The 16,045-nt window shown below is 64.9% G+C and carries 15 protein-coding genes; all 15 read right to left on the reverse strand.

What is annotated here, in order from left to right:
- Positions 1-2 precede the first annotated feature (2 nt).
- The 15 genes from cysW to K32_RS11515 all read right to left on the reverse strand — a co-directional run bounded on the left by cysW (position 3) and on the right by K32_RS11515 (position 16,044).
- Positions 3-857, reverse strand: a complete 855-nt coding sequence (gene cysW, locus K32_RS11445; RefSeq protein ID WP_244669942.1) for a sulfate ABC transporter permease subunit CysW — start codon at positions 855-857, stop codon at positions 3-5.
- Positions 854-1,735, reverse strand: a complete 882-nt coding sequence (gene cysT / locus K32_RS11450) for a sulfate ABC transporter permease subunit CysT (protein WP_371813035.1) — start codon at positions 1,733-1,735, stop codon at positions 854-856. Before cysT ends, cysW begins: the two co-directional genes overlap by 4 nt.
- A gap of 11 nt (positions 1,736-1,746) precedes the next feature.
- On the reverse strand, positions 1,747-2,751 hold the full coding sequence (locus K32_RS11455) for a sulfate ABC transporter substrate-binding protein (protein ID WP_201404124.1): 1,005 nt from the start codon (positions 2,749-2,751) through the stop codon (positions 1,747-1,749).
- 166 nt (positions 2,752-2,917) lie between these two features.
- The gene (locus K32_RS11460) at positions 2,918-3,649 is read right to left on the reverse strand and encodes an ABC transporter ATP-binding protein (protein WP_201404125.1); all 732 of its coding nucleotides are present in this window, start codon (positions 3,647-3,649) and stop codon (positions 2,918-2,920) included.
- Positions 3,646-4,914: a lipoprotein-releasing ABC transporter permease subunit gene (locus tag K32_RS11465; RefSeq protein WP_201404126.1), complete on the reverse strand. Its 1,269-nt coding sequence runs from the start codon at positions 4,912-4,914 to the stop codon at positions 3,646-3,648. The genes K32_RS11460 and K32_RS11465 overlap by 4 nt, the downstream gene beginning before the upstream one ends.
- Before the next feature lie 28 nt (positions 4,915-4,942).
- Complete coding sequence (gene proS / locus K32_RS11470; RefSeq protein ID WP_201404127.1) at positions 4,943-6,265, reverse strand: proline--tRNA ligase; 1,323 nt, start codon at positions 6,263-6,265, stop codon at positions 4,943-4,945.
- A gap of 531 nt (positions 6,266-6,796) precedes the next feature.
- Positions 6,797-7,057, reverse strand: coding sequence for a DUF1467 family protein (locus K32_RS11475; RefSeq protein WP_201404128.1), 261 nt, complete (start codon positions 7,055-7,057; stop codon positions 6,797-6,799).
- Positions 7,058-7,064: 7 nt separating this feature from the next.
- Positions 7,065-7,469, reverse strand: coding sequence for a methylmalonyl-CoA epimerase (gene mce / locus K32_RS11480; RefSeq protein ID WP_201404129.1), 405 nt, complete (start codon positions 7,467-7,469; stop codon positions 7,065-7,067).
- A 40-nt stretch (positions 7,470-7,509) separates the two neighbouring features.
- Entirely contained in the window at positions 7,510-9,168 is a 1,659-nt protein-coding gene (locus K32_RS11485) for a ribonuclease J (protein WP_201404130.1), read from the reverse strand.
- Positions 9,169-9,185: 17 nt separating this feature from the next.
- Positions 9,186-10,022 carry a biotin--[acetyl-CoA-carboxylase] ligase gene (locus tag K32_RS11490; protein ID WP_201404468.1) on the reverse strand — a complete coding sequence of 279 codons (837 nt, stop codon included), beginning with the start codon at positions 10,020-10,022 and terminating at the stop codon, positions 9,186-9,188.
- A 3-nt stretch (positions 10,023-10,025) separates the two neighbouring features.
- Positions 10,026-11,465, reverse strand: a complete 1,440-nt coding sequence (gene nuoN / locus K32_RS11495) for an NADH-quinone oxidoreductase subunit NuoN (protein ID WP_201404131.1) — start codon at positions 11,463-11,465, stop codon at positions 10,026-10,028.
- 16 nt (positions 11,466-11,481) lie between these two features.
- Entirely contained in the window at positions 11,482-12,993 is a 1,512-nt protein-coding gene (locus tag K32_RS11500) for an NADH-quinone oxidoreductase subunit M (protein WP_201404132.1), read from the reverse strand.
- A gap of 10 nt (positions 12,994-13,003) precedes the next feature.
- Positions 13,004-15,097, reverse strand: coding sequence for an NADH-quinone oxidoreductase subunit L (nuoL, locus tag K32_RS11505; RefSeq protein ID WP_201404133.1), 2,094 nt, complete (start codon positions 15,095-15,097; stop codon positions 13,004-13,006).
- An 8-nt stretch (positions 15,098-15,105) separates the two neighbouring features.
- Positions 15,106-15,414 (reverse strand): NADH-quinone oxidoreductase subunit NuoK, encoded by a 309-nt coding sequence (gene nuoK, locus K32_RS11510; RefSeq protein WP_201404134.1) that lies wholly within the window; start codon positions 15,412-15,414, stop codon positions 15,106-15,108.
- 21 nt (positions 15,415-15,435) lie between these two features.
- A complete protein-coding gene (locus tag K32_RS11515) occupies positions 15,436-16,044 on the reverse strand; it encodes an NADH-quinone oxidoreductase subunit J (protein WP_201404135.1) in 609 nt (202 codons plus the stop codon).
- Between the last annotated feature and the right edge of the window lies 1 nt (position 16,045).

Raw genomic sequence — 16,045 nt, forward strand, 5'->3', positions numbered from 1 at the left:
GCTTAGTGCCCCCGCCGCGCGCCGGCCTGTCCCGAGACGCGCTCCAGCAGCGTCTTGACCAGGAGCGTCACGAGCGCCACCAGCGTCAGCACCGCCGCCGCCGCGAAGGCGCCGGCGGCGTTGTAGTCGTGGTAGAGCAGCTCGACATGCAGCGGCAGCGTGTTGGTCTCGCCGCGGATGTTGCCGGAGACGATCGAGACCGCGCCGAACTCGCCGAGAACGCGGGCGTTGCAGAGCACCACGCCGTAGAGCAGGCCCCAGCGGATATTGGGCAGCGTAACGCGGAAGAAGGTCTGCCAGCCGCGCGCGCCGAGCGTCGCCGCGACCTCCTCGTCGCCGTTCCCCTGCAACTGCATCAGCGGGATCAGCTCGCGCGCCACGAAGGGCGCGGTCACGAAGGTCGTCGCCAGGATGATGCCCGGCAGCGCGAACATGATCTTCAGATCATGCGCCTCGAGGAACGGTCCGAGCAGCCCCTGCGCGCCATAGACGAACAGATAGGAGATGCCGGCGACGATCGGCGAGACCGAAAACGGCAGCTCGACGATGGCGAGCAGCAGCTTGCGGCCCGGGAAGCGGAACTTGGCGATCGACCAGGCGGCGGCAATGCCGAACAAGGTGTTGATCGGCACCACGACGATGGCGACGGTGACGCTCAGGAGGATCGCCGCCCGCGTATCCGGCTCGGCCAGCGATCGGAGCGCGTAGCCCACGCCCAACGACAGCGCCTGCACGAACACGGCGAGAACCGGCGCGCCGATCACGAGCGCCGTCACCAGCAGCACAGTCCCGATCAGCAGATAATGCGACCAGCCCTGCTGGGCGCCCGCGCGCGAAACTCTCGAAGAGGCGCTCATGGCGTGAGCTCGTGCCGGCGGGCATAGGCCTGCAGCGCGTTGGTGACGACCAGCAGGATGAAGGCGGTGCCGAGCATGACGGTCGCGATCGCGGCGGCGGCCGAATAGTCGTATTCCTCGATCCGGATGAAGGCGAGCAAGGCGGTGATCTCGGTCTGGTAGGGCTGGTTACCGGCGATGAAAATGACGGCGCCGAATTCGCCCAGGCAGCGCGCGAAAGCGAGCGACACGCCGGCAAGCAGCGCCGGGACCAGGATCGGCAGCACGACGCGGAAGAAGATCGTCACATTGCCGGCGCCGAGCGTGCGCGCAGCCTCCTCGATCTCGCCGTCCAGTTCCTCCATCACCGGCTGCAAGGTGCGCACGATGAAGGGCAGGCTGGTGAAGGCCATGGCGAGCGCGATACCGATCTGCGTGTAGGCGACCTTGATGCCGAGCAGCCCGAGCGGTTCGCCGAACCAGCCATTCCTAGCGAAGATCGCGGTCAGGGCGATGCCGGCGACGGCGGTCGGCAGCGCGAAAGGCAGGTCGACGATGGCGTCGAGCAGCCGGCGGCCTGGAAAATCATGCCGGACCAGCACCCAGGCGAGCGCGAAGCCGTAGATGGTGTTGAAGAGGGTGGCGAGCGCCGCGGCGCCCAGCGTCACGCGGTAGCTGGCGATGGCGCGCGGCGAGCTGATCACGGCCCAATAGTCGGCCGGCCCGAGACGGGCGCCGACCAGAATCAGCGTCGCCAGCGGCAGGCAGATGATCAGCGCCGCGTAGAGCAGCGTCACGCCCAGGGAAAGGCGAAAGCCGGGAACGACCCGGCCCTGCCCTTTTCCAGATTGTCTGCGGGAGCGCGGGCGCGACACGGCGCCGATCCCGCTCCCGCTCATTTCGACGGCGGTCACTGGCCGGCGAGCTGCTGATCGAGCAGGCCGTCGGAACCGAAGAACTTCTTGTTCACGGCCGGCCAGCCGCCGAACACTTCGTCGACGGTCACGAGACGCACCGGCTGGAACGAGGCGGCGAACTTGTCGACGACCGCCTTGTCGCGGACGCGGTTGCCGAACTCGGCGAGGATCGTCTGCCCTTCCGGCGAATAGAGGAAGTTCAGATAGTCGGTGGCGATCTCCTTCGAGCCGCGCTTGTCGGCGACCTTGTCGACGACCGCGACCGGGAAATCGGCCAGAAGGCTGACGGACGGCACTACGGTCTCGAACTTCTCGGGGCCGAACTCCTTGCGGATGCCGGTCGTCTCCGCCTCGAAGGTGATCAGCACGTCGCCGATCTCGCGCTCGACGAAGGTCGTGGTCGCGGCGCGGCCGCCGGTGTCGAACACCGCGACATTGGCGAGGAACTTCTTCACGAAGTCGTTCACCTTCGCCTCGTCATTGCCAAAGGCTTCCTTGGCGTAGGCGGTGGCGGCCAGATAGGTGTAGCGGGCGTTGCCGGAGGTCTTCGGGTTCGGGAAAACGAGCTTCACGTCCTCGCGGACGAGATCGTTCCAGTCCTTGATGCCCTTGGGATTGCCGGCGCGCACCAGGAAGACCGGCAGCGAGTAGAAGGGCGAAGCGTTGTCGGGGAACTTCGAGGTCCAGTCGGCGGCGACAAAACCCTTGTCGGCCAGGACCTGGATATCGGTCGCCTGATTGAAGGTCACGACGTCGGCCTCGAGACCTTCGAGAATCGAGCGCGCCTGCTTGGACGAGCCGGCATGCGACTGCTTCACTTCGAGCGTCTTGCCGGTTTCCTTGTTGTATTTCGCGCCATAGGCCTCGTTGACGGCACCGAAGAGCTCGCGCGACACGTCATAGGAGGCGTTCAGGATCGATCCGGGCGCCTCGGCGTGGGCCGGGGCTCCAGCCAACGCGAACAGGACCGCGGCCGTGACGAAGGGAAGGCGTCGCATCGTGCTTCCTTGCTCAAATGGGCCGCCAACCGGCGCGCCGTTTCATCGGGATGAGCAAAGCTAGCAAGGCCCCGGAGGGGCTTCGAGGAATGAGCGCCTCAATTCAGGCGCGGCAAAGGATATCCATTCTCGGAATCGCCCGTTCCGCACACGAAACGATCGGCGACTAGAATTCGACGATCTTGCCCGCATCGAGTGTAATGCGGCGATCCATGCGCTCGGCCAGTTCCATGTTGTGCGTAACAATCAGCGCCGCGAGGCCGGAGGCGCGGACGAGCGCGTCGAGCGCATCGAAGACATAGTGCGACGTCTTCGGATCGAGATTGCCGGTCGGCTCGTCGGCGAGCAGCAGGCGCGGCGCATTGGCGACGGCGCGGGCGATCGCCACGCGCTGCTGCTCGCCGCCCGAAAGCTCGGACGGCCGGTGCGCCTTGCGTGGCTCCAGCTTCATGTAGGAGAGCAGCTCCGTCGCGCGGCGCGCCGCCTCCTTGCGGTCGAGCCCGCGGATCAGCTGCGGCATCATCACGTTCTCGAGCGCCGAGAATTCCGGCAGCAGATGATGGAACTGATAGACGAAGCCGATCTGCAGCCGGCGGATGGTGGTCCGGTCGGCGTCGTTCAGCGATCCAGTGAGGCGGCCGCCGATCTCGACTTCGCCCGCGTCCGGCCTTTCGAGCAGGCCTGCCATATGCAGCACCGTCGACTTGCCGGCGCCGGAAGGCGCCACGAGCGCCACCGTCTCGCCCGGATAGACCGCGAGATCCGCGCCGGTGAGGATCGAGAGCCTGCCGGAGCCTTCCTTGTAGTGACGTTCGACGCGGAGCAGGCGGAGCGCCGGCGCCCCTGCCCCGCCAACTGGCTGCTGCCGCGGTCTCTGGTTGGTCAACGTGTCACTCATTCGTAGCGCAGGGCTTCGACGGGATCGAGCTTGGCCGCCCGCCATGCCGGATACAGCGTCGCGAGATAGCTGAGCACGAGCGCCATGATGACGATCGAGATCGTCTCGCCGGCATTCATGTCGGCCGGAAGGCGCGACAGGAAGTAGAGCTCGGGCGAGAAGATCTCGGTCCGCGTCAGCCACGAGACGAACTGCCGGATCGATTCGATGTTCAGGCAGACGATGGTGCCGAGCAGCACGCCGACGATCGTGCCGACCGTGCCGATGGCCGCGCCCGTGATGAAGAACACGCGCAGGATCGCGCCTCGCGTCGCCCCCATGGTGCGCAGGATCGCGATGTCGTGGCTCTTGTCCTTCACCAGCATGGTGAGGCCGGAGATGATGTTGAGCGCGGCGACGAGCACGATCAGCGTCAGGATCATGAACATCATGTTCCGCTCGACCTCCAGCGCCGAGAAGAACGTCATGTTGCGCTGGCGCCAGTCCGTCATCAACACGGGCCGCCCGGCCGCCTGCTCGATCGGCCCGCGCAGCGCACCGGTCTTGTCGGCGTCGGAGAGATAGACCTCGATCGCCGAGGCCTTGTCGTCCGAATTGAAATAGGCCTGCGCCTCGGCGAAGGGCATGAACACGAACGAGGAATCATATTCGGACATGCCGATCTCGAAGATCGCCACCACCGGATAGGCCTTTATGCGCGGCGTCATTCCCATGGGCGTGACGTTGCCGCGCGGCGATACCAGCGTCAGCTTGTCGCCGATCGTGAGCCCCATATTGGTGGCAAGCCGCGTGCCGATGGCGACGCCTTCGGAATTGTCGAAATCGTTGAGCGTGCCGAGCTTCACATTGTTGGAGACGCTCGGAATGTTCGGCAGGTCCTCGGCCCGGACGCCGCGCACGAGCGCGCCGGTCGAATTGTTCGCCCCCGAGGCGAGTACCTGGCCTTCGACGAGCGGGATCGCCGCCGTGACGCCCTTCACCATGGCGAGCCGGCTGGCGACGTCGGCGAAGTCGGTGAACGGCGTCTCGATCGGCTGCAGCACGACATGGCCGTTGATGCCGAGGATCTTGTCGATCAGCTCGCCGCGGAAGCCGTTCATCACCGCCATGACGATGATCAGCGTCGCGACGCCGAGCATGATGCCGATGAAGGAGAAGATCGCGATGATCGAAATGAAGGTCTCGCGCCGGCGCGCGCGCAGGTAGCGCAGCGCCAGCATCCATTCGAAAGTCGCAAAGGGTCTCGTGCCGGTCGGCTCAGCCATACCTGTCCCGATCGCGGCGCGCCGCGGTTTAAGAGCTGCCCAGTAGTTTCGCCACTGCCGCATCCAGGCTAACGGATTCGCGTTCGCCCGTCGCGCGTCGCTTGATTTCGACTTCGCCACGCTCAAGTCCCTTCGGACCGACGATCAGCTGCCAGGGCAGGCCGATCAGGTCCATGGTCGCAAACTTCGCCCCCGCACGGCCCTCGACATCATCGTAGAGGACTTCGATTCCGGCTTTCGTGAGGCGCTCATAGAGCCCCTCGCAGGCGAGATCCGTCGCAGCGTCGCCAGCCTTCAGGTTGATCAGGCCGACCTTGTAGGGGGCCACGCCCTCCGGCCAGATGATGCCGGCCTCGTCATGGCTCGCCTCGATGATCGCCGCGACCAGGCGAGAGACGCCGATGCCATAGGAGCCCATGTGCACAGCGTGCTCGACGCCGTCGGGACCGGTGACGGTCGCGCCCATCGGCTCGGAATACTTGGTGCCGAAATAGAAGACCTGGCCGACCTCGATGCCGCGCGCCTCGAGGCGGTTCTCCTCGGGGATCGCCTCGAACACCGCCGGCTCGTGCATTTCCTCGGTCGCCGCGTATTTCGCGGTCCAGGCCGCCACGATCGGCGTCAGGTCGCCCTCGAAATCCGTGTCGGCGCCGGGGATCGGCGTCTCGAGCGCGGCCTTGTCCAGGAACACGGCGCTCTCGCCGGTCGAGGCGAGCACGATGAACTCATGCGTCGCGTCGCCGCCGATCGGGCCCGAATCGGCGCGCATCGGGATAGCCTTGACGCCGAGGCGGTCGAAGGTGCGCAGATAGGCGACGAACATGCGGTTGTAGGCGCGGCGGGCCGCGGCCTCGTCGAGGTCGAACGAATAGGCGTCCTTCATCAGGAATTCGCGACCGCGCATGACGCCGAAACGGGGGCGCACCTCATCCCGGAACTTCCACTGGATGTGGTAGAGGTTCAGCGGCAGCTCCTTGTAGGAGCGCACGTAGCTGCGGAAGATGTCGGTGACCATCTCCTCGTTCGTCGGACCGTAGAGCATGTCGCGCTCGTGCCGGTCCTCGATGCGCAGCATCTCCTTGCCGTAATCTTCGTAACGCCCGCTCTCGCGCCAGAGATCCGCCGACTGCAGGGTCGGCATCAGGATCTCGATGGCGCCGGCGCGGTTCTGCTCCTCGCGGACGATGCGCTGAATGTTGGCGAGAACCTTCTGGCCGAGCGGCAGCCAGGAATAGATGCCCGCGCTCTGCTGGCGGATCAGTCCCGCGCGCAGCATGAGCCGATGCGAAACGATCTCCGCTTCCTTCGGCGTCTCGCGGAGAATCGGCATGAAAGAGCGGGAAAGGCGCATCAGAAAGGAGCTCCAGGCGAGTCGGATGGGCGGACATCAAGCCATAGACCGGCGAAAACACAAGAGCCAGCCGGCAGCGCCGTTGTCGCGCCACTCTGAACAACTCTTGAGCAAAGCACCCAAGCGGCGGTCAAGCACGAAAACAGGCACCAAAGAGCGTCTTCCGAGGCTCAAATCCTAAGGTCAGCGTCGCTGTCGCAAAAAAAACGTGCTGCTCATGCACAATTTGATGACAAGCGAGATGCCTTTGGATAACGTCGGGTCATAACAAAGGACCTCGCACCAAAAGCGCGGCTCCAAACAAAGGCAACGCGGTCTAAGTCTTGGGAGGATGTCCCCTCTGGCGCGCTGAAAAGCTGCTGCCGCCGAGCTCGATAAAAATGAGCTCGATTAAAGCCAATCGAGCGAAAAGCTCGGCTTGAGGGAATGAACGCGCACTGAAAAGGCAGGAACCGTAAGGTTTCCTGCCTTTTTTATTTCGACCATCGCGTCTCGCCGCGGCGATACCGCCGGGGCCGCTGGGTGCGTTCCTCAGAACGCGAAGCGACCCAGCATCTCGACCGTCCAGCCCATCTTCACATAGCCGTACCAGACGCCGTAGACGATCACCGCGCTGATGATCGAGGTGATGATCATCTTGCGGACGAGATTGAGATTGGCGGGGGCGCTCGCCGTCGTGCCGAGGACGACGTTGCCCTCCTCCGCATGGGTGCGCACGCCGAACGGCAGCACCATGAACAGCACGAGCCACCAGACGATGAAATAGATCGCCGAGATGCTGTAGATCGGCATGTTGGTCTCAAGCCTCCTCGAGTTCGACCAGCGTTCCGCAAAAATCCTTCGGATGCAGGAACAGGACAGGTCGGCCATGGGCGCCGATCTTCGGCTCGCCGTCGCCCAGAACACGCGCGCCATCAGCCTTCAGACGATCGCGCGCGGCGATGATGTCGTCGACCTCATAGCACAGATGATGAATACCGCCGTCGGGATTGCGCGCCAGGAACCTGGCGATCGGCGACTCCGGGCCAAGCGGCTCCAGAAGCTCGATCTTGGTGTTCGGCAATTCGACGAAGACCGTCGTCACGCCATGTTCGGGCAGCCGGAGGGGCTCCGACACCCGCGCGCCCAGCGTATCGCGATAGACGCGCGTCGCGGCGTCCAGATCGGACACCGCGATCGCTACATGGTTCAGTCGTCCGATCATCGCGACGGCTCCTCACGCGGGAAAAATACCCGCCAAGGCGTCATACGATCGCGACGAAGACAGTGCAAAGTGGCTTTTTGCCCCAAGCCTGCCGAACGGCGGCGCGGACGGAGCGACGGATTGCCTCGCGCACCAGTTCCGGATCCCGCCGACGTGCGCGCGGAATGCTCTCGATCGTGCCGAGAACCGCCGTCATGACCGTCTCTTCGAACGGGTGACCGGTGGCGCCCTGGATCGGCAGGCCGGTCAGCGCAATCTCCGGATCGGTCGCCACCGCGCCCTTCGCGTCGAGCACCACGGACACCGCGACATGACCGGAGAAGGCCAGCTTGCGCCGCTCCGGCACGCCGACATTGTCGGCGTCGGCGATGATGTTGCCGTCCTTGTAGAGCTGGCCGAAGGGAACGTCGTCGATCTCCTCCGCCGGCCCGGGCGCGAGACGGACGATGTTGCCGTTCTCCGTCAGCACGACCTGCTTGACGCCCATGTCGCGGGCGAAGGCGGCATGCGCCCAGAGATGCATCGCCTCGCCGTGCACCGGAATGGCGATCTCGGGCCGCACCCAGCCATACATCTCGGCCAGCTCGTCGCGGCGCGGATGGCCGGAGACGTGCACCAGCCGATCGCGGTCGGTGATGACAACGATGCCCTGGTCGCAGAGCTGGTTGATGATGTTGCCGATGGCCTTCTCGTTGCCCGGAATCGGGCGCGCCGAGAACACCACCGTATCGCCCGGCGACAGGCCGACGAACTTGTGCTCGTCCTCGGCGATCCGGGCCAGCGCGGCGCGCGGCTCGCCCTGGCTGCCGGTCAGGATGGCGACCACCTTGGAACGCGGCAGATAGCCGTAGGATTCCTCGTCGAGGAAGGGCGGCAGCCCCTCCATGTAGCCGAGCTCGGTCGCCACCTCGATGGCGCGGCGAAGCGCCCGGCCGACCACGACGACCTGGCGATCGGCGGCGAGCGCGGCCAGCGCGATCGACTTGATGCGGCCGACATTCGAGGCAAACGTCGTGAAGGCGACGCGGCCCGTCGCTTCCTTGACGATCTCGGTCAGCGAAGCGCCGACTTCGGTCTCGCTCGGGCTGCGGCCGTCGCGCATGGCGTTGGTCGAATCGCAGACGAGCGCCAGCACGCCTTCGTCGCCGATCGCCGCCAGCCGCGCCGCGTCGGTCTGCGGACCGATGACCGGCTCGGGATCGAGCTTCCAGTCGCCGGTATGGACCACGGTGCCGAGCGGCGTGCGGATCGCGAGCGCCATCGGCTCGAGGATCGAGTGGGTGACCGCGATGAACTCGACCTCGAAATCGCCGATCGTCACGCGATCGCCGGGAGCGACGATGGTAACCGGGATTTCGGGCGCGCCGGGCTGTGCCGCGCGCTTGGCGTTCAGAAGCCCGGCCGTGAAGGCGCTGGCATAGACCGGCAGGCGCAGGCGCGGCCAGAGATCCAGCAGAGCGCCGAAATGGTCCTCATGCGCGTGGGTGATGACGATCGCTTCGATGAAGTCGCGCTCTTCTTCCATGTAGCGGATATCGGGAAGCACGAGATCGACGCCCGGAAGATCCGGGCCGGCGAAACTGACGCCGAAATCGACCGCTAGCCAGCGGCGGCGGTTCGAAGGACCATAACCATAGAGAGCGAGATTCATCCCGATCTCGCCGACACCACCCAGGGGGAGGAAGACGAAGTCGTCCATAGCTGCTTTTTTTGCGCTCATTTTCTCGACGTCGCCACTGAACCGAAATGAACCTCGCCGGCGGCGATGGTCCTAACCAAACCCTCGGGAGAACGCATGACGAGCCGGCCTTCCTCGTCGATCGTCTCGAACACGCCCGAGAAACTCTGCTCTCCCACCCGTACAACGACCGCTTCCCCAAGCCCGGCCGCGCGATCAAGCCAAAGACGCCGGATCGACTTGAACCCCTGCCCCTCGTCCCAGACGCGCGCCACGCTCGCCCAGGAATCGGACAGCGCCGCGAAGACATGCGGCGCATCGATGCCGACGCCCAATCCGGCCAGCGATGTCGCAGGATATGGCAAGCCTTCCGGCGCCGCGACGACATTCACACCAATGCCGATCACGACCGCGAGGCGCCCGTCCGGCAAGGGCTCCGCCTCGAGCAGGATGCCCGCGAGCTTGCCGCCATCGAGGAGGACGTCGTTCGGCCATTTTAGGCGCAGCCGATCGCGTCGTCCGGCCTCGCCCTGCCCCTCGAAACCATCGAGGCCGACCCGCAGGATCAGGTCCGGCGCGATGGCGCGGAGCGCCTCGTCCAGCGCCAGCCCGGCGGCAAAGCCGAGCGTGGCGGCCGTCGCGGGATTGTTCGGCACCACGACCAGCAGGCTGGCCGCGAGGTTGCCGACCGGCGTCGCCCACGGGCGGCCTCTGCGGCCCCTGCCCGCTGTCTGTTGCGCAGTCACGAACCAGCAGCGCCCGGGGTCACCCGCGCGCGCCGCTGCCAGAGCCTCTGCATTCGTCGAGCCAGCCGCCTCATACGATCTGAGGCGATACTGGCTTTCGTTTGCGACCCGGCCGAGCTTGAACTCCATCAATCAGAAGAAGGTCTTGGCCGCGACGCTCGCCGCCTGGCCGATCGGCCCGGCGAAGAAGACGAAGAGGATGACGAAGACGCCGGAGAGGCCGAGGACGAAGCGAAGCTCGCCGGTCATCGGCTCGAAGGCGCCCGCAGGCTCGTCGAAATACATGATCTTGACGATGCGCAGGTAGTAGTAGGCGCCCACCACGCTCGACAGCACGCCGATGACGGCCAGCACGTAGAGGTGCGCCTCGATCGCCGCCAGGAAGACGTACCACTTCGCGAAGAAACCGGCCAGCGGCGGGATGCCCGCCAGCGAGAACAGGATCATGGCGAAGATGAACGCGATCACCGGGTGCGAGCGCGACAGGCCGGCGAGATCGTTGATCTCTTCGACCATCTGGCCCTTGCGGCGCATGAACAGGATGACGGCGAAGGCGCCGAGCGTCATGGCGACGTAGATCGCCATGTACAGGATGATGCCCTGCACGCCGGCCTGGTTGCCCGCGGCGAGACCGACGAGCGCGAAGCCCATGTGGCCGATCGACGAATAGGCCATCAGGCGCTTGATGTTGCGCTGGCCGATCGCGGCGAAGGCGCCGAGGATCATCGAGGCGATGGCGATGAAGGTGATCACCTGCTGCCAGTCCGAAGCCGCCGGGCCCAGCGACCCGATCAGCACGCGGACGAACAGCGCCATGGCGGCAGCCTTCGGAGCGGCGGCGAAGAACGCCGTCACCGGGGTCGGCGCGCCCTCATAGACGTCCGGCGTCCACATGTGGAACGGCACGGCCGAGACCTTGAAGGCGATGCCGGCGATGACGAACACCAGGCCGAACACGACGCCGATGGCGATCGGGCCGTTCGAGAGCGTCGTGGCGATGCCCTGGAACTGGGTGTGGCCCGTGAAGCCGTAGATCAGCGACATGCCATAAAGCAGCATGCCCGAGGACAGCGCGCCGAGGACGAAATATTTCAGGCCCGCTTCCGTCGACTTCACGGAATCGCGGTTGCTCGCCGCGACGACATAGAGCGCGAGAGACTGCAGCTCGAGGCCGAGATAGATAGCGATCAGGTCGTTCGCCGAGATCATCAGCATCATGCCGACGGTGGCGAGCAGGATCAGCACCGGATACTCGAAACGGGCGATCTTCTCGCGCTTCGAGTAGTTTACCGACATCACGATCGCGAAGCCGGAGCCGATCAGCGCCAGCACCTTCATGAAGCGGGCGAACGGATCGAGCACGAAGGCACCGCCGAAGGTGGCGCCGTCCTCGGCCTTGAACAGCAGGACCAGGCCGGCAACCGCGACGAGCAGGACCGCCAGCGTGGTGACGAGCGGCGTCGCGCGCTCGCCGCCGAAGGCACCGATCATCAGCAGCACAAGCGCGCCGATGGCCAGGACCAGTTCCGGCAGGAACGGGGTGAGTGAGGGAAGCGTAGCGAGGTCCATCATGATCCGTCCGTGTTCCTCACTGCGCCGCCAGCGCGAGCTTGCCGGCAGCAGAGAGCGCGGCCTGATAGTTTGTAATCAGATTGTCGACCGCCTGCCCCGTCACGTTGAAGACGGGGGTCGGATAGACGCCGAAGAAGATCGTCAGCACGATCAGCGGCACGAGGATGGCGACCTCGCGACGCGACAGATCGAACATCGACTTGAGCGAAGCCTTGTCGAGCACGCCGAAGATCACCTTGCGGTAGAGCCAGAGCGCGTAGCTCGCCGACAGGATGACGCCGCTGGTGGCGAAGGCCGCGACCCAGGTGTTGACGCGGAAGATGCCGATCAGGGTCAGGAACTCGCCGACGAAGCCGCTGGTGCCCGGCAGGCCGACATTCGCCATCGTGAAGACGAGGAAGGCGAAGGCGTAGAACGGCATCCGGTTGACGAGGCCGCCATAGGCCGCGATCTCGCGGGTGTGCATGCGGTCGTAGATCACGCCGACGCAGAGGAAGAGCGCGCCGGAAACGATGCCGTGCGACAGCATCTGGAAGATCGCGCCTTCGACGCCCTGCGGGTTCATCGCGAAGATGCCCATCGTGACGTAGCCCATGTGGGCGACCGACGAGTAGGCGATCAGCTTCTTCATGTCCTGCTGCATCAGCGCCACCAGCGAGGTGTAGATGATGGCGATGACGGAGAGCGTGTAGATGAACGGCGCGAAGTCGGCCGAGGCGATCGGGAACATCGGCAGCGAGAAGCGCAGGAAGCCGTAGCCGCCCATCTTCAGGAGCACGCCGGCCAGGATGACCGAGCCCGCCGTCGGCGCCTCGACGTGCGCGTCGGGAAGCCAGGTGTGCACCGGCCACATCGGCATCTTCACCGCGAAGGAGGCGAAGAAGGCGATCCAGAGCCAGGTCTGCATCGAGGCAGGGAACTGGAATTGCAGCAGCGTCGGGATGTCCGTCGTACCGGCCTGGATGTACATCGCCATGATGGCGAGCAGCATCAGCACCGAGCCGAGCAGCGTGTAGAGGAAGAACTTGAACGCCGCGTAGACGCGCCGCTGGCCACCCCAGATGCCGATGATCAGGAACATCGGGATCAGGCCGCCTTCGAAGAAGACGTAGAAGAGCAGCAGGTCGGTCGCGCAGAACACGCCGATCATCAGCGTCTCGAGGATCAGGAACGCGACCATGTATTCGGCGAAGCGCTTCTTCACCGAGTACTTCGAGGCCACGATGCAGATCGGCATCAGGAAGGTCGTCAGGATGACGAACAGCATCGAGATGCCGTCGACGCCCATCGAGTACGAAATGCTGCCGCCGAGCCAGTTGGTACGCTCGACGAACTGGAAGCCGGCATTGGTGCTATCGAAGTCGATCCAGATCAGGAGCGACACCAGGAAGGTGACGATCGTGGTCCAGAGAGCGATCCAGTAGACGTTGCGCCGCGCCGCGGCGTCATCGCCGCGGACGAGCAGGATCAGGAGCGCGCCGACCGTTGGCAGGAAGGTAACGGTCGAGAGGATCGGCCAGTCAGTCATCTAAAACCCCTCAACCCGCGAACATCATCCACGTGACCAGCGCAGCGACGCCGATCAGCATGGCAAAGGCATAGTGGTACACGTAGCCGGACTGCAGCCGGACAACCCGATTGGTGACGTCGACGACGCGCGCGGAGACACCGTCCGGCCCGAAGCCGTCGATGAGCCAGCCATCGCCCTTCTTCCAGAGGAAACGGCCGAGCCACTTGGCGGGGCGCACGAACAGGAAGTCGTAGATCTCGTCGAAGTACCACTTGTTGAGCAGGAAGCGGTAGAGCACCGGCTGCTCGGCGGCGAGGCGCTTCGGCGTCTCGGGCGACCGGATGTAGAACCAGTACGCCACCAGGAAGCCGACCAGCATCATGATGAAGGGCGAGTACTTCACCAGGGCCGGCACACCGTGCATCTCGTGCAGGATGTGGTTCTCCGGACCGGTGAACAGGGCGCCCTTCCAGAACTCGTTGTAGCCCTCGCCGATGAAGCGGTTGGCGAAAACCATGCCGGCGAACAGCGCGCCGATCGACAGCACGTAGAGCGGGATCGTCATCACCGGCGGCGATTCATGCACGTGGCTCATGACCTCTTCCGAAGCGCGCGGCTTGCCATGGAAGGTCATGAAGATCAGGCGCCAGGAGTAGAACGACGTCATCAGCGCGGCAGCGACCACCAGCACGAAGGCGTAGCCGGAGAAGGCATTGTGGCCGACGAAGGCGCTCTCGATGATCGCGTCCTTCGAATAGTAGCCGGCCGTCAGCGGGAAGCCCGTCAGCGCCAGCGTACCGATCACCATCGTCCAGTAGGTGACGGGGATCTTCTTCCAGAGGCCGCCCATCTTGCGCATGTCCTGCTCGCCCGAGACGGCGTGGATCACCGAGCCGGCGCCGAGGAACAGGAGCGCCTTGAAGAACGCGTGCGTGAAGAGGTGGAACACACCCGCGCCATAGGCGCCGACGCCGAGCGCGACGAACATGTAGCCGAGCTGCGAACAGGTCGAGTAGGCGATGACGCGCTTGATGTCGTTCTGCACCAGGCCGACCGTCGCGGCGAAGAACGCCGTGGTCGCGCCGAAGAAGGTGACGACGGTAAGCGCGGTCGGGGCCAGCTCGAACAGCGGCGACATGCGGGCGACCATGAACACGCCGGCGGTCACCATGGTGGCGGCGTGGATGAGTGCCGACACCGGGGTCGGGCCCTCCATCGCGTCCGGCAGCCAGGTGTGCAGCAGGAACTGCGCCGACTTGCCCATCGCACCGATGAACAGAAGGATGCAGATCACCGTCAGCGCATCGAGGTCCCATGACAGGAAGTGGATCGTGTGGCCGGCGACGCTGCTCGTGTTGGCGAAGATCGTGTCGAAGTCGACCGAGCCGAACATCACGAAGATCGAGAAGATGCCGAGCGCGAAGCCGAAGTCGCCGACGCGGTTGACGACGAACGCCTTGATGGCTGCGGCGTTGGCCGACGGACGCTTGAACCAGAAGCCGATCAGCAGATACGAGGCGAGACCGACGCCTTCCCAGCCGAAGAACATCTGGAACAGATTGTCCGACGTCACCAGCATCAGCATGGCGAAGGTGAAGAGCGACAGGTAGGCGAAGAAGCGCGGCCGGTGCTCGTCATGGCTCATGTAGCCGATCGAGTACACATGGACGAGCGAGGAAACCGTCGTGACGACGACCAGCATCATGGCCGTCAGCGTGTCGATGCGCAGCGCCCAGTCGAACGAGAGCGTGCCGGAGGCGATCCAGGGCAGCACCTTGACCCGGACCGTCTCGCCTTCCGGCGAACCGATCGTCAGGAAGGCGATCCAGGACAGCACCGCCGAGACGAGCAGCAGGCCTGTCGTGATCAGCTCGGCCGGGCGGGAGCCCGGCGCCGCGGCGTGGTGGTCATGCCCATGGTCGTCGTGACCATGGTCGTCATGGCCGTGATGGTCGTGGCCGTGATGATCATGACCGTGGTGGCCATGCGCATGATCATCATGCGCGTCGGCGAGGCTCTCCTTGGGAGCGCCCACCATGGCGGCGGAGTAGCTGCCCCGCAGCGCGATGATACCGGCGAGGATGGCGCCGAGAAGCGGGAGGAAGACGATGGCTGAATACATAGCAGGCCTCAGCCCTTCATCATGTTGATGTCTTCCACCGCGATCGACCCGCGGTTACGGAAGTAGACGACGAGGATGGCAAGTCCGATCGCAGCCTCGGCAGCGGCGACGGTGAGCACCAGCAGCGCGAAGATCTGGCCGACCAGATCGCCGAGGAAGGACGAGAAGGTCACGAGATTGAGGTTCACGGCGAGCAGGATCAGCTCGACCGACATCAGGATGACGATGACGTTCTTCCGGTTCAGGAAGATGCCGAAGACGCCCAGCGTGAACAGGATCGCCGCGACCGTCAGATAGTGGGAGAGACCGATTACCATGGTGTTTTCCTCGTCTCTCGCTCAGATGCCCTTGCCGGGCTCGACGGAGTGCAGCTCGACCTTCTGCGTCCGCGCGACCTGATCGGCGATCACCTGCCGCTTGACCCGCGGCTTGTGGCGGAGCGTCAGCACGATCGCGCCGATCATCGCCACCAGCAGCACGAAGCCGGCCGTCTGGAAGAAGAAGATGTAGTCGGTATAGAGCAGCCGCCCGATGGCCTCGGTGTTCGTCACCTGGGCGATCTCGGGGATGGGCCGGACCGGATTGGCGAGGACCTCGGGCGCGAAAGCCCAGCCGCTCAGCACGATCACGAGTTCCGCCAGCAGCACGACACCGATCAGCGCGCCGATCGGCAGATACTGCAGGAAGCCCTGCCGCAGCTCGGCGAAGTCGACGTCGAGCATCATGACGACGAACAGGAACAGCACCGCCACCGCGCCGACATAGACCACGACCAGCAGCATCGCCAGGAACTCCGCGCCGAGCATCACGAAGAGGCCGGCCGCGTTGAAGAAGGCGAGGATGAGGAAGAGCACCGAGTGCACGGGATTGCGCGACGAGATCACCATCAGCGCGGACGCGATGGTGATGCCGGAGAACAGATAGAAGATGATGGTATGCAGGATCATG

The sequence above is a fragment of the Kaistia sp. 32K genome, assembly GCF_016629525.1.
GTDB lineage: Bacteria > Pseudomonadota > Alphaproteobacteria > Rhizobiales > Kaistiaceae > Kaistia.

Bases quoted from the DNA above. Each gene is read 5' to 3' on its own strand.
- proS (WP_201404127.1), bottom strand. From the start codon at position 6,265: ATGCGCCTTTCCCGCTCTTTCATGCCGATTCTCCGCGAGACGCCGAAG.
- mce (WP_201404129.1), bottom strand. From the start codon at position 7,469: ATGATCGGACGACTGAACCATGTAGCGATCGCGGTGTCCGATCTGGAC.
- K32_RS11455 (WP_201404124.1), bottom strand. From the start codon at position 2,751: ATGCGACGCCTTCCCTTCGTCACGGCCGCGGTCCTGTTCGCGTTGGCT.
- nuoL (WP_201404133.1), bottom strand. From the start codon at position 15,097: ATGTATTCAGCCATCGTCTTCCTCCCGCTTCTCGGCGCCATCCTCGCC.
- K32_RS11515 (WP_201404135.1), bottom strand. From the start codon at position 16,044: ATGATCCTGCATACCATCATCTTCTATCTGTTCTCCGGCATCACCATC.
- nuoK (WP_201404134.1), bottom strand. From the start codon at position 15,414: ATGGTAATCGGTCTCTCCCACTATCTGACGGTCGCGGCGATCCTGTTC.
- K32_RS11475 (WP_201404128.1), bottom strand. From the start codon at position 7,057: ATGCCGATCTACAGCATCTCGGCGATCTATTTCATCGTCTGGTGGCTC.
- K32_RS11465 (WP_201404126.1), bottom strand. From the start codon at position 4,914: ATGGCTGAGCCGACCGGCACGAGACCCTTTGCGACTTTCGAATGGATG.
- cysW (WP_244669942.1), bottom strand. From the start codon at position 857: ATGAGCGCCTCTTCGAGAGTTTCGCGCGCGGGCGCCCAGCAGGGCTGG.
- K32_RS11490 (WP_201404468.1), bottom strand. From the start codon at position 10,022: ATGGAGTTCAAGCTCGGCCGGGTCGCAAACGAAAGCCAGTATCGCCTC.
- K32_RS11460 (WP_201404125.1), bottom strand. From the start codon at position 3,649: ATGAGTGACACGTTGACCAACCAGAGACCGCGGCAGCAGCCAGTTGGC.
- K32_RS11485 (WP_201404130.1), bottom strand. From the start codon at position 9,168: ATGGACGACTTCGTCTTCCTCCCCCTGGGTGGTGTCGGCGAGATCGGG.
- nuoN (WP_201404131.1), bottom strand. From the start codon at position 11,465: ATGATGGACCTCGCTACGCTTCCCTCACTCACCCCGTTCCTGCCGGAA.
- K32_RS11500 (WP_201404132.1), bottom strand. From the start codon at position 12,993: ATGACTGACTGGCCGATCCTCTCGACCGTTACCTTCCTGCCAACGGTC.
- cysT (WP_371813035.1), bottom strand. From the start codon at position 1,735: ATGAGCGGGAGCGGGATCGGCGCCGTGTCGCGCCCGCGCTCCCGCAGA.